This window comes from Arenibacter nanhaiticus (genome assembly GCF_900141935.1).
GTDB classification, from domain to species: Bacteria; Bacteroidota; Bacteroidia; order Flavobacteriales; family Flavobacteriaceae; genus Arenibacter; species Arenibacter nanhaiticus.
This window is the reverse complement of sequence record NZ_FQYX01000006.1, coordinates 1-14221: the sequence shown is the minus strand read 5'-3', so window position 1 is coordinate 14221 and position 14221 is coordinate 1. Positions and strand designations below refer to the sequence as shown.

The following is a 14221-nucleotide window of genomic DNA, read 5'->3' as shown; positions in this document are numbered from 1 at the left end:
AATTATAAGATTTTCCGATGCATGGCCTTTGTTTAGGACATACTTCGGAAATCTTATTAGTACTATGTTTTACTGTAGTGAATGCTCGGTAAGGATGCCAAGGTTTCGGCCGCCTGTTCAGCTGTGATATCACGTTGTGGGTTCGCAAACATTTCATATCCTACCATAAATTTCTTAACGGTAGCCGAACGTAATAATGGCGGGTAAAATGACATATGAAAATGCCATTCGGGGTGTTCCTCACCGTCTGTTGGTGCTTGATGTATCCCTGCAGAATAGGGAAAAGAAGTCTTAAATAAATTATCGTATTTAATCGTCATGCCTTTTAGGATTTCTGCATAGGAAACTTTTTCCTTCTCTGTAAGCAAGCCAATATGGGCTATTTTTCGTTTGGGAAGTATCATAGTTTCATAAGGCCATACAGCCCAATAAGGCACAAGAGCCACAAAATGTTCGTTTTCTAGAATAATACGTTCATCCAATTTTAACTCTTGTTGCACATAATCTTCCAAAATACTTTTTTGGTTTTTCTCCCAATAATCCTTCAGTCTGTCTATTTTTTTCGCCACTTCTAAAGGTATATTCTTTTGAGCCCATACCTGTCCATGAGGATGCGGATTACTACACCCCATGACGTCTCCTTTGTTTTCAAAAATCTGAACGTGGTTAATACCTTTCATACTCCCCAGTTCTTTATATTCCTTTTGCCAAAGAGAAATAACATCTGTAATGGCCGAAATAGACATTAGTGGCAAGGTTACCGAATGGTCAGGTGAAAAACAAACGACCTTGCAAATGCCAGATTCAGACTCGGCATACAAGAGTCCATTTTCGTATTTTTCATCCTTGACATCGTTCAACAAAGCCGAAAAGTCATTGACAAAAGAATACGGTTTTTTATAATCGGGATTGTTTTCACCTCCCATTCTTTCATTGGTAGGACACAAATAACAGGCCAGATCGTATTGCGGGCGATCTGTTACAGCTTGTTTTTCTGTTTTCCCTTGCCATGGCCTCTTATTTCTATGCGGAGATACTAGAATCCATTCTCCGGTCAATATATTAAGTCTTCTATGTGGATTGTTGTTAAACTCTTTAGACATAGTATTTATTTTACGATGGAGGTTCCTTCTCTTGGTTGGGCTTCAAAAGCCGTCAACGCTATATTAAACTTTTCTGCATAAGCTTTGGATGCGGCCTCAATAAAAGCTTCCATGGCATCTTCGTGGACCAAATTAATGGTACAGCCACCAAAACCGCCACCCATCATTCTTGCTCCTAAGACTCCATCCCTTCCCTTGGAGAAATCTACCAAGAAATCTAGTTCCGGGCAACTAACCTCATACTGTTCACTTAAGCCCTGATGTGTTTCGTACATTAAAGTCCCCAGGGTTTTTAAATCGTTTTCTTTTAAGGCCTTCACTGCGTCAAGAACCCTTTGGTTTTCCTCGATCACATAACTACAGCGTTTATACACGATAGGGTCCATGGTATCTTTATAGGTCGCCAATGTTTGGAGATCAACATGTCTTAAGGCCTTTACTTCAGTATTTTGTGCTTGGATCATAGCTACTCCAGATTCGCATTCGCTACGTCTTGTATTGTACTCTCCTGTTGCCAAACTATGCGAAACATTCGTGTTTAACAACAAAATTCTGTAAGGCGCTATTTCTATTGGAATATAAGTAGCTTCCAAAGATTCACAATCTAAAAGAATTACATGGCCTTCCTTGCTCATTACTGAAGCGTACTGATCCATAATTCCGCATTTGGTCCCCACGTAGTTATGCTCTGCGGCCCTAGATAGTTCTACTATATCTATTTTAGACAAGCCCAAATCAAAAAGTTCGTTCAGACCATAGGCCAATCCACATTCCAATGCAGCAGAAGAACTTACCCCAGATCCTATTGGTAATTTACTTTCTATTATACAGTCAAACCCCCTTAACTTATCGGTCCTAAGAGCTATTTGGTGCAGTACACCAAGAACATAATTTTCCCATTGCACCTCGCTTTTTGCTATACTGCCCAAATCAGCTTCAAATCCGGTGTCGTACCCTAGACTGTATATCTGACAAGTATTTTCCGATCCGTTTTTTTGAAAACTGAATTTAATCGTTTTGTCAATGGCCGTTGGCAATATATACCCAAGGTTGTAATCCGTATGTTCTCCAATAATATTAATTCTCCCAGGAGAATCGACAATCAGCTGAGGCGTAAAGTTTTCTAGAAACTGCATTTATATTAGTTTGTGAATTGCTATACTCAAAAATAGAAATATTATTTTATAAACGTATTAAATACATTTATAAATCGATAAAAGGCTCTCATTAAATTAATAATGACCTATGGACTGTTGCCTACCTTAGTTGGCAGACAACATTTCTACGGTAGCTACAGTCCTAAATCCTAAGTGTTCCAAAGAAGAATCTAAGCTACTTGCCATCCTAGCAGAAATTCTATAGCTAGCACAGTAGGAAGCATTGCATAAAAACGAACCTCCTTTCATGACCTTTTCTTTGGCGTATGGGGAGTTGGGGTTATAAGCCGTTGTTGCTCCTTTAGGATTCACTATTGGTTGCTGTGATGTTTGAAGCTCTTTATAATAATTTACATTATACCAATCACTGGTCCATTCCCAAACATTTCCGGCCATATCATACAACCCAAATTCATTTGGAGGGTATGATCCCACTTTTGCACGAGCTTCGAATCCGTCGGATTTAATATTATTTACAGGAAATTCGCCTTCCCAAGTATTCGCCATTTGGGACAAAACCTTCTCCTCATCGCCCCAGAAATAAATACTGGATTCTTTTTTTCCTCTTGCAGCCCTTTCCCATTCGGCCTCGGTTGGTAAACGTCTATTGGCCCATTTACAATAGGCCAACGCATCTTCGTATGCCACTTGCACTACCGGTTCGTTATCTTTTCCTTGAATACTACTTCCCGGACCATTCGGCTGTTTCCAATTAGCACCGACGGTCCAATTCCACCATTGGGAAAAATCAAATAGATTAGGGACCGAGTTTTTTGTTTTTTTAAAGGTCAATGACCCCGGCTGTAAAATAGAATCGTGTGGCTTTGGAGTTCCCTCGGGTACTTGAGATTTCATTTCTTCCCAGTCTATGGCCCTTTCTGCCACTGTTATATACCCGGTTTCATTTACGAATTTAGAAAACTGGGCATTGGTAACTTCGGTAACATCCATGAAAAACCCATCAACAGCAACTCTATGGGCTGGCTTTTCATGAGACATGGCCATCTTATCTTGTGGAACCGCTCCCTGTATAAATTCGCCTCCAGGAATCCATACCATTCCTTTAGGCGTCTCTATATTTGATGGCTTTTCATAAATAAGGGTGCTGAGAACCTCTGCCGAAATTGATTCATTCAAGGTCGATTTTTGTGGATCACTTTTCTCTCCTGTTTTTTTATTTTCTTTACATTGCACCGTTAGCAAAACCAACAGCGACGCACCAAATATGTTAAGACTCCTCATTCTATAAATTAATTTTCAGAAATTATGAAGGGTAAAGTTACCAATAAAATACTTCTTAAAACCAAATATCCCCGAAGCAAAACTTCGGGGATATCAAATATTAATAATCTAAGCGTACTCAGGATTTTCTTTATTCCTGATAAATAAATTCCATTTTATAATCGGTACTTGCTACTTTCATAATAGCTTGGAATATATACTCACTGACTCTTTTTTGCCCTTCAAAATTGATAAATTCTATAGTATCTTCCGGAGTATGATATTGTGGGTGACCACCGGTATGAAGGCCAAGAACCGAAATGTTTTTTTTGAAAAACGAAACATGGTCCGACCCACCGACGGATCCTGCATGCACCAAAGGAGTAAGTCCTAACGGAGGCCCTAACTCTTTCATTAATTCTACACCGCCAGGAAATGTTCCTGCTCCACCCATATAAATATGGTTCTCAGAATTCAACCTTCCTATCATATCCATATTCACCATCAATTTAATCTGTGAAATCGGTACAATAGGATTATCAACGAAGAATTTACTACCTAATAATCCCTGTTCCTCAGCGCCAAAAGCTACTAAAATAATACTCCTTTTTAATTCTGATTGGTGTGCTTTTAATTTTTCTCCAATTTCCATCAGGGCCGAAGTTCCACTAGCGTTGTCGTCGGCACCGTAATGAATGGCAATTTTATCTGATTTGGTAGAAGGGCCTCCACCCATACCCAAATGGTCATAATGCGCTCCAAGAACCACATATTCGTGCTTTAATTTATCATCATTACCTTCTATAAAACCGATTACGTTCCATGTCTTGGCCTTTCCTTTAGGGGCATCCCCCTCTTTAAAGCGTAATTGGGCCTTAAACTTTTGGGTATACGATTTTGAAAAAGGCGGTATCCCAGCTTCTTTAAAATCATTGATGATGTATTTTACAATCTTCCTGTTTATTTTCCCTCCCGGATAACGGCCCACCTTATTTTCTGATGTCAAAAACTCGATATGCTCTTTTAATTCTGCAGTTGTAATGTCTTGCTGTGCATTGGCAGAGAGCAAAACCATGCTCCCTAAAACTGCCGTCAAATAAATTTTTAAACTTTTCATTTTTTAGTTACTTCTTGAATAAATAATTGGAATTACGCCTTAAAAAAAACTGTTTGAAGTTTTATATAATAACTTATAAAACTCCAAACAGCGGCTCAAAAATACTACTAATACTTAGAAAAAACAGTCCTATATCTTACTTTTCCAAAGGATAATATTTTTTAAAGTTATTTATAAAGCTATCGGTATTGCCTTTTTGGAAAGGAATCAAATAAAAACTATACGTATGCTTCTCATCGCCATTTATTTGATATTCTTGCTGCGGTCTGGCATACCAACTATCGTCACCACCAACACCACGCTGTTCCATATCTATATTTAATTGCACCAAATCCCTTTCCTTGATATCTATGGTGTGTTTGCTACTGTTTACGGCCGGCATCCCGTCTATTCTATAGGCTTCTTCTACATTACCTTTACCATAGTCTAATCCTGGTGTTGCATCAAAATCTTCGTTAAGCATATGCAATGCGCTCAGGCCTAAGTTCTTTTTGTTATCAATGGCAGATACCACCATTAAACCAGTACGATCCGTATTTTCAAATGCTGCCCATCGAACTTCTGTCTTATATCCATTCTCCTGAGGTCTTATATAAGGAACATACTGGTCGGCCACATTAGACGTATACAGATCTACAAAGGCCGAAGCTTTTCTGTCCTGATAATTCTCCCAAGGGCCACGACCTAGATAGGTCATTTGGTTAAAATCTTTTGGCAATTGCATTTTCATACCTACTCTTGGTATATCGCCTTTATAAGTTGATGGTTCTAAGCTATTGTGTACTTTTAGCACCCCCGTACCTAGGACAGTATACACAGACGTAAATCTGGTATCTACTCCAGGAAGTTGATACATTACGACAAAATCTACCTGATTGCTAGCTGATTGACGCACCTCACAAGAGGATACCTTGGCAAATAAAGATGCTTTTTTCCATTCAATATTTTTATATGGCATACCGTTTCCGAAGTCATTATCTGTTACTGCTCTCCAAAAATTTGGTCTTGGTCCGTTACCATCCTTGATCAATTCCGTACCCATATACGCATACGAAATAATGTTCCCCTCAGTTTTATCAAATTTTACACTAAAATCTCCATTACTTACCGTAGCATATAGCTTGTCTTGTTTTAGTGATAAGGATTTTCCTTCATTTACCAACTTGGTCTTTTCCCAAATAGGTTGTTTCAAAGGAATTTGCTCATGGGCCACTTCAAATCCTTTGTTAAGTAAGGACCAATCTTCCTTTAGAGTTGCAGAAACAATTACAAAATACTCCGTATTAGGTGTCATTTCTACACCATCTAAGGAAACCCGGATAATCTTACCTGTATGTGGTTCTACAGCAACTCCGCCAAAATCTTGCGTTTTTAAAACCTTTCCATCGGCTTTTATTTGAGCTGTAATAGTAAACATATCCAAGTTTACAAAATCGTAAAGATTTTCTACCAGTACCCTTAATTCGTTCTTTGCGGTATATCCCTTGCTTTTAAAGTTTATAAACTCATGTGCTTTTTTAACTTCGTACAAGCCAGGTTGTGGCGTTCTGTCCGGGAACACAATGCCGTTATTCAAGAAGCTATTGTCCGACGGCATATTCTCTCCGTAGTCGCCCCCATAGGCATAATAGCGTTCTCCCTTTTCATTAGTTTTCCAAATAGACTGATCTACCCAATCCCATATAAAGCCCCCTTGCAGGTTGTCGTATTTTTCAATGATATCCCAATAGTCCTGAAAGTTCCCAGTACTATTTCCCATGGCATGGGCATATTCACTAGGAATAAACGGACGATCTGTTTTACTGCTACCAATGGCTTCAAAAGTAGCCGGAGAAGGGTATTGTGGCACGATGATATCGGTATTTACATCCATATCGAATAAACTACCATCCTCATCTTTATAGGTACGTTCGTATTGTACCGGCCTTTTAGAAGCATCGTGTTCTTTGATAGCCTTATATCCTGCATAGAAATTGGTCCCGTTTCCGGCTTCGTTCCCCATAGACCAAATAATGATAGAAGGATGGTTTTTATGGTGCTCTACCATACGCACCATTCTATCGGTATGGGCAAGTTCCCATTCTGGTTTCTTGGCCAAAGAATGCTTACCATAATACATACCGTGCGATTCAATATTTGCTTCATCTACCACATAAATCCCATATTTATCGCATAATTCATAAAAATTATTGCCCCGCGGGTAATGACTTAAACGAACTGCATTGATGTTATTTTCTTTCCAAAGTTGGATATCTTTCAGAATTAATTCCTCACTCATAATATGGCCCGTTTCCGGATCGGTTTCCTGAGCGTTTACTCCTTTTAGAGTAATGCGTTGTCCGTTTACCAAAAGCAGCCCGTTTTTAATTTCAGAGGTCCTAAAACCAATGTTATTGGAAGTAGCCTCAATGATTCTTCCTTTTTTATCTTCGGTTGTTATCACTAAAGTATAAAGGTTCGGCGTTTCTGCCGACCATGCCTTTACCTTTCTAATGGTGTTAGAAAATGAAATAACATTTGTTTTTTCGGTCTCCAAACGAAGTGCTTTGCGATCAGAAATTACCACTTTCTTTTCACTGTCCAAAACAGCATAAGAAATTTGAGTATTTTGTGTTTTTCCGCTATTGTTTTCCACCTCTAGACTTAGATTCAGCACACCATCGGTATAGCTACCATCTAATAATGAAGTTACTTCAAAGTCTTTTATTCTAATTTTTGGCTGTGCATATAAATAAACACCACGTTCAATTCCACTTATTCTCCAAAAATCTTGAGCTTCTAGATAAGAACCATCGGTCCATCTATAAATCTGTAAGGAAATAGTATTTTTCCCGGGCTGAAGATACTTTGAGATCTTAAATTCGGCAGGCAATTTACTTCCTTGGGAATACCCCACATAGTGGCCATTAATCCAAACAAACCCACCAGATTTCATAGCTCCTATATGTAAAAACACCTCTTTTTCGACCGTCCATAAAGCGTCTAGGTGAAAGTCGCGTTTATAAGATCCTACAGGGTTGTAATCATGGGGAACCTTTCCTGGATTCTTTGGATAAATGCGATCTACCAGCTCCATTTCAGAAGAAACGGGAGCCTTATAATCGGCAAACTCATATTGATGGTTGACATAAATAGGGATTCCAAACCCTTCGACCTCCCAGTTTGCAGGAACCTTTATATTATCCCATGCCTCTACATCAACATTGGGCTGGATGAAGTCTAAAGGTCGCTCTTCTGGACTTCTTACCCATTTAAACTTCCATTGTCCGTCTAATGAAAGGTAATTCCCAGAAGACTTATAGTTGTTTTCTACAGCTTCTTCTTCTGATTTATAGGAATAAAATCCAGCTCTAGGGCTTTCCTTGTTTTCGGATATAACCTTAGGGTCTTCAATATATTTATAGATATCACTAATGCCCTTTTGAGCATTCCCAAAATGGGTAAAAATCACAGTGCAGAACACCGATAATACAAATTTATTCATAACTATTTTTGGTAAAAACATCAATTATTTAAGCTCCAGTCCCTACCTAAGGAATTTTGCCTTTTAAGGTTTTAACAAACCCTGCTCCATCACTAGGGGCGTTCACTTCTATTATTTAACAGTATTCTTATTGGGCACTTCTAAAGCCGAAAAGTCTATATTTGGTGCTACTCCATTACTCTTCCTTCTATGAAAAGTGTCCATATCGGTCTTATCGCTAAAAAAACCACAATTTCTCATATAAAATGTATTCCCGTATGCACCGCCGGCATAATCTTCCCTTGATCCCTTTCGGGCCGTTGCGTCGGCAGTAAATTTAGCTTGGGTAAGTTCATGCCAATTGCCCTTCGTATCAAAAACCCACTGATTGGTATATTCTGCTTGTCTAGAAACAAACCCCATTTCAGTTTCGAAATTCTCTAGAAAAGAATGGGGCCTTGTGAGGTAGGTACTCGTATGAGGCCTTCTAAAGCTAGCTATTAAATTCCACTCCTTAATCTCAGGATCATAAAAATACGCCGTAAAATCAGTCGAATTGTTTTCTGAAGGCTCCCCTTTTAATAAAAATTTATAGGTGTTTCCTGCCTTCCAATCAAACACTTTATAGCTCTGTCCACCAGAACCTTCATTACCAAATTCGCCAGTGGTTACTCCCTTCCCCTTTCCCAACAGTATAATTTTTTGGTCATCTGGAATTTCATTTGGATCCTGGGTTTCAAATGGACTCCAAACCGAGAATAGGACCCGTCTTTCGGTCTCAGTGTTTACCTGCATTCCAAAATACCCTTGCCCAAAGCCATTGGCCATATAATAAGAACCTATTACATCTTCATTTTCGGGAACGGTAATTTCGTTATAAAACCATAAAATATCGGTATCCTCAGGAGTGATATAACTTAAATGTACCGATGGTCCTCTCCTACCCCAATAAAAATCCTCCTTCACATGGGTAATTGCTCCATTAACCGCTGGACCTCCTACCAAGACCTCCTTTATATCGGCTACTGTGGCACCGGTTTTTTCTATACCCTCTAATTGGATATAATGATACCCCGTTTTGCCAATGGTAAACACTCCGACTGGTATATTTTCAAAACCTCTGTTAGAGACTGTTATTTCCTTGGATTGGTCACCTACGCTCACCTTTATTTTAGAAATTCCTTCAGGTACTTTTATATGAAGCCCTAGATGTAAATTCCCAATGGCATTTGTCTTAAAGTAAGTGCGTAACTCATTATCTATATTTTTCCAGTTTTGAACACCTTCTTTAGTAATCATGGTCTGATTTTCGGCTAGATTATTAACTACCCAAGTGTTACCCCTAGGGTTAATTGTGGCCGAGAATTCTAATTTCTCCGGACTCATTTGTCCATGAATATCTTGTTTTGACAGCGTATTACAGGAAGACGCTAAAATTGTAATAAGAAAAAGCTTTAGCAAGCTAAATCCATTGATAGACAAAGCCCATGCTTGTCGTTGCTGATCATTCAAAACTGTTTTTGTCATTTTTACTAATTGATTATTTCCCCCAATGGAATTTGTTACTTCTCTTCTTTTAAAATACGTAATTAACCAACAGCCAATCTTATCGGTCAATGGTTGTATACCTAGGCCTCGGGACTACTGTTCGTTCTATTTTTACCTTTTAATTTTCCTGGACTTTTCCCAAATTCTTTTTTAAAGCACTTAGAAAAGTATTTCGGATCATTAAATCCAACCATAAAGGCTGCTTCGGAAATGGAGTAATTACACTCTCCAATTAGGACCGCTGCTTTTTTAAGGCGCATAGTTCTTACGAAATCGACTATTTTTTTTCCGGTCAAGGCTTGAAACTTTCGATATATGGCCGAATAACTCATATTAAATTCAACTGCCAAATCCTCCAATTTAAAATCGGGATTCCCCATGTTATTTTCGATGAGAGCGACAATTTTATCAAGAAATATTTCGTCTTGTGATTTCAAGTTTCCTTTTGTGGGCGTACTGATCAGGTCATTTTTAAACTTAAAAAGCAACCGATCTCGTCTAGTAAGAATATTATTAACTTTTAGGATGAGCTCATTAATATTAAACGGTTTATTAATATATTCTACGGCCCCAGCGCGTAAGCCCAATATTTTACTTTGCGATTCCTTCTTTGCTGTTAACAAGATAATGGGGATATGGGCAGTGTTTGTATTTTTCAACAGCATTTCACTCATCTGAATGCCGTCTATTTTTGGCATCATAACATCGCTAATAATTAAATCCGGAAGATGTTGCAACGCCAAGTCATATCCTTCTTTTCCATCATCGGCCAATATGATCTGGTAAGAATCCCTAAAAATATCCTTTAAAGAAATTTGCAGTTCATAATTGTCTTCGACAATTAATATAGTTTTACTTTGCTCCTTGGTTGACAAATCCTTTGATGGAAGAACCTCCAAGGTATTTTCTTTTAGCCCTTCATCTAAACTATTGGCACTCTTATTTTCTTCAGACACAGTATCTAAATCCCTGATTATAGGAAGAGTTACAATAAAACAACTTCCTTTTTCTGGATCCGATTTTACGTCTATGGATCCATTGTGTAAGTCTACCAACTCCTTGGTTAGTGCTAACCCAATTCCAGTTCCTATTTTCTCTTTGCCAGCACCCGTTTGGTAAAACAATTTAAAAATACTATCAAGCTCTTCTTTAGGTATTCCAGGCCCCGAATCGGTAATGGAAATTTTTACTTTTTTGTCCCATTCCTCCACTAATATGTCTAAACATATAGTACCTCCTTTGGGTGTGAATTTAAAGGCATTCGACAAGAGGTTATAAAAAACATGCTCTATTTTCTCCTTATCGTACGAAATGGTCAGTCCGTTCGAGGGATAATTAAACCTAAATCTTATCCCTTTAAAATCGGCCTGCTCTTCAAAGGAAGCCACAATCAGTTTTAAATCCTCAATAATATCGCCAGGGGAAGCCCTAAGAACCAGTTTTTCTAATTCCTTATCTCGAAGAGAAGTAAGTTCAAAGACAATTCTGGATAATCTACGGGCATTATTTTCTATTAAGCGCAGCCTTTTTTCCAAAACAACATTCCCGCTTTTTACGGCTCTATCTATCATATTCTCCAACGGAATAAGGATTAAGGTCAAGGGGGTTTGTATTTCGTGTGACATTTTGGCAAAAAAGTTCATTTTTAAAGCATATAATTCCCTTTCATGTCGATTTTGCAATTCTTCTGAAGCAAGTTTATTCCTTAATTGTAGCCATACGAATATGCTATAAATTAAAGCTAGGGCCAACAATACATATATTATATGTGCCCAAGGTGTATTCCAAAATGGCTGAGCAATATGAATATTAATTGCAATGGGAGCAATATTCCACAAGTCTTTATCAGTTCCTGCCTTTACCTCAAAAACATAATTTCCCGGCGGAATATTGGTGTAGCTCGCCAATCGTTCATTTTCGGAAATAACCCAATCTTCATTAAATCCTTTTAACCGATAAGCATAACTATAATGCGGAAAAAGAACATTGTCCAACGCCAAAAACCGAAAAGAAAATGATGATTGATCGTGTTCTAAAGAAAGGTGCGTTATTTTTTCGACCCCGTTTTTTAACTGTTCGGGAATCACGGAAATAGCCGGTTGGTTTAAAATTTTGATCTCCTCTAAAAGTAAGTTAGGGACGTATTCTTTCTTTTTCAGGTTATTGGGTTTAAAATAATTGACTCCGTTTAAACTTCCAAAATACAAATACCCGTCCGCTCCCCTATGAGCGCTGCGGGGCATGAAATAGTTATCCTGCAATCCGTCCTTATCGTAAAATATTTTAAGCAAGGAATCTTTGGGGTTATAATTCCACAGCCCATGGCTAGACCCTAACCACAATTTTTCCTGAGAATCCGACACCACCGATCTAAAGACCACCTTTTTTGAAGGATCGTTAATCTCCATGGACTTAAACTCCCCTGTCTTCGGATCGAATTTTAACAGGCTCCCCAAAGTAGTCACAACCCATATATCCCCATTGGAAACTGCTGCCATGGATTGAATTCTAAAACTCTTCTTCGTTTGACCTTTTTCGTCTACATAAGGGTACTGTTTAAATGTAGATTTAGAAAAATCTGAAAAATCTTCTTTAAACTCAAATAACCCTCCACCATCACTTCCCAACCATAAGCCCCCTTTATGGTCCTGAACAATGCTTTGGGTTATTATCCCGGACAGCCCAGCACTATTATTTGGAAAACTTGCCAACAAACGATTTTTGTCTGCAAATACATAAACCCCTATATCGGTAGCCACCCATATTCTGTCCTTAGCATCCCGAAAACTTGTTCTTACATCGGATGCCTCTAAGCCCTTGCCGCCCACAAGGGGTATCTTGGAAAACTCTTTGATTTCTTTATCGTACACCCATAGTCCGTTCTTATAAGTTCCTACCCAAATATCATTGTTCCTATCTTCATTGATAGTGTGTATATAAAAGGCCTTCTGCTTTTTTGAAGAAGCAAAAAATTGTTTTTCTAGTTTGCTTTCTTCCGAAAACTTCATTAATCCCTGTCCATCTGTCCCTATCCATAAGGCATTGTTTTGTGCCCTATATGTTGATAATACCCGCGCCGTTTTGTTATTTAAGGATCCGGAATGATACTTAAACTGACCATCTGGATTGGGGAGGATTTTTATATCCCCATAATTGCTGATGACCCATAAATTATGGTTCATATCCTCATATATATCTAAAATAGTATTACTGCTCAGAGAAAATTCATTAAGGTCGTTGTGCTTGTAGTTTTGAAACTCATCTGTATCCAAATTAATTTTAAAGAGCCCGTTACCATCCGTGCCGATCCAAAAAATCCCTTTAGAATCTTTGTACATAAAAGTAAATGGGTCCTTAAGGAGATTCTTCCTTTCCTTGTCAAAAATGGCATCCTGCACAAAGTTTTTTGTATCAAAATCGTAAATTAGCAACCCATGATTAACATAAGAAGACCCAAGCCAAAGTCGATCTTTATTATCTAGAAGCAAAAACACATTATCTGGAATTCTCGTTTCATAAGGCACATTAAATTCCTTTAATTCTCCGGTTACCAAGGAATAAATATATACGGGCCCCATATAAGTACTAACGATCAATTGTTCTGAATTTCGGACAACCATCGATGTCAATTCTGTACTTCCTTCCGTAACATTAGGTATGGTAGTAATACCATTCAATTTTCCAGTTAAAACATCATAGGTAAAAATCCCACCATTTGACGTCCCCAACCACAAGATGCCCTTTTCTTCCATAAACATGGTTAGTTTATGGTTTTTTAAGATGGAATTTGCTTCTTCACCAATTGGGAGAAAGGTATCATTAGCGGCCAGATAGCGCAATTCACCACTGGTAGACAAGACCCAAATACGGCTATAGCTATCCTTTAGAATTTTTTTTACCTCGTTTTGATTTAGATCCTCTTTAAATATTTTATCAGAAGAAATAAAGGTAAATCTATGCCCATCATATTTAGACAATCCATTTCCATGGGCCAACCATACAAAGCCCAAGCTATCTTGTACGGTCTGATATACTCTTATTTTTTGATTATCGAGTGTAAAAGGAAGTTTAATAAAATTAGAAGATTTTTGGCAATACACAGCGGTACTCCCTAAGAACCAAAGCCATAACATTACCCCTAGCATTGGTTCCCTAATTAACTTCCTTTTTGTAAACATATAATTTTATTAACCCTAACTAAACATAGATGTAACAAATATATTCAATAATATCAATAACCTAATGCGGTCATTTTGATTAAAAAGGTGTAAAATCCGCCTATTTTCGGGGCATATCCGATTTTCTCCCCCTAAAATGTAAATAATTTACACCTTATTTTTTTACATAATATTAATATTTGTTGGCCTTTATTTAACACAAAAAAGAACCAATGAACCACAGGAGAAATTTTATCAAAAAGACCGCTATAACATCAGCTGGTATTGCTATTCTTCCGAACATATCTTTAGGAAAATCGTTTAAAAGAAATACAGAGAAATTAAAAGTTGCTGTTTTAGGGATTGGACTTAGAGGAACCAACCACCTAAACAACCTTTTAAAAAGGGACGATGTACTAATTACCGCTATATGTGATATAGATCCGGCCAGAATT

At 37.9% G+C, this 14221-nt stretch carries 8 protein-coding genes; 1 reads left to right on the top strand and 7 read right to left on the bottom strand.

The features are described 5' to 3' along the window. Positions 1-62: 62 nt before the first annotated feature. The 7 genes from BUA16_RS05280 to BUA16_RS05250 form a co-directional block, all read right to left on the bottom strand. Positions 63-1103, bottom strand: a complete 1041-nt coding sequence (locus BUA16_RS05280; RefSeq protein WP_072763605.1) for a UDP-glucose--hexose-1-phosphate uridylyltransferase — start codon at positions 1101-1103, stop codon at positions 63-65. 5 nt (positions 1104-1108) lie between these two features. Continuing rightward, positions 1109-2239 carry a galactokinase gene (galK, locus tag BUA16_RS05275; RefSeq protein WP_072763604.1) on the bottom strand — a complete coding sequence of 377 codons (1131 nt, stop codon included), beginning with the start codon at positions 2237-2239 and terminating at the stop codon, positions 1109-1111. A 126-nt stretch (positions 2240-2365) separates the two neighbouring features. After that, positions 2366-3502, bottom strand: coding sequence for a formylglycine-generating enzyme family protein (locus tag BUA16_RS05270; RefSeq protein WP_072763603.1), 1137 nt, complete (start codon positions 3500-3502; stop codon positions 2366-2368). 130 nt (positions 3503-3632) lie between these two features. Further along, entirely contained in the window at positions 3633-4598 is a 966-nt protein-coding gene (locus tag BUA16_RS05265) for a M28 family metallopeptidase (protein WP_084668440.1), read from the bottom strand. Between the two features lie 136 nt (positions 4599-4734). Then, positions 4735-8082: a glycoside hydrolase family 2 TIM barrel-domain containing protein gene (locus BUA16_RS05260; RefSeq protein ID WP_072763798.1), complete on the bottom strand. Its 3348-nt coding sequence runs from the start codon at positions 8080-8082 to the stop codon at positions 4735-4737. A gap of 111 nt (positions 8083-8193) precedes the next feature. Next, positions 8194-9588 carry a DUF3472 domain-containing protein gene (locus BUA16_RS05255; RefSeq protein ID WP_084668439.1) on the bottom strand — a complete coding sequence of 465 codons (1395 nt, stop codon included), beginning with the start codon at positions 9586-9588 and terminating at the stop codon, positions 8194-8196. 101 nt (positions 9589-9689) lie between these two features. Next, a complete protein-coding gene (locus BUA16_RS05250; RefSeq protein WP_072763602.1) occupies positions 9690-13787 on the bottom strand; it encodes a hybrid sensor histidine kinase/response regulator transcription factor in 4098 nt (1365 codons plus the stop codon). A gap of 212 nt (positions 13788-13999) precedes the next feature. Here BUA16_RS05250 and BUA16_RS05245 point away from each other — a divergent pair. Next, on the top strand, positions 14000-14221 hold a 222-nt coding region (locus BUA16_RS05245), incomplete at its 3' end, for a twin-arginine translocation signal domain-containing protein (RefSeq protein ID WP_143150464.1).

Coding starts and splice junctions, on each gene's coding strand:
- BUA16_RS05280 (WP_072763605.1), bottom strand. CDS start 1,103: ATGTCTAAAGAGTTTAACAACAATCCACATAGAAGACTTAATATATTG.
- galK (WP_072763604.1), bottom strand. CDS start 2,239: ATGCAGTTTCTAGAAAACTTTACGCCTCAGCTGATTGTCGATTCTCCT.
- BUA16_RS05270 (WP_072763603.1), bottom strand. CDS start 3,502: ATGAGGAGTCTTAACATATTTGGTGCGTCGCTGTTGGTTTTGCTAACG.
- BUA16_RS05265 (WP_084668440.1), bottom strand. CDS start 4,598: ATGAAAAGTTTAAAAATTTATTTGACGGCAGTTTTAGGGAGCATGGTT.
- BUA16_RS05260 (WP_072763798.1), bottom strand. CDS start 8,082: ATGAATAAATTTGTATTATCGGTGTTCTGCACTGTGATTTTTACCCAT.
- BUA16_RS05255 (WP_084668439.1), bottom strand. CDS start 9,588: ATGACAAAAACAGTTTTGAATGATCAGCAACGACAAGCATGGGCTTTG.
- BUA16_RS05250 (WP_072763602.1), bottom strand. CDS start 13,787: ATGTTTACAAAAAGGAAGTTAATTAGGGAACCAATGCTAGGGGTAATG.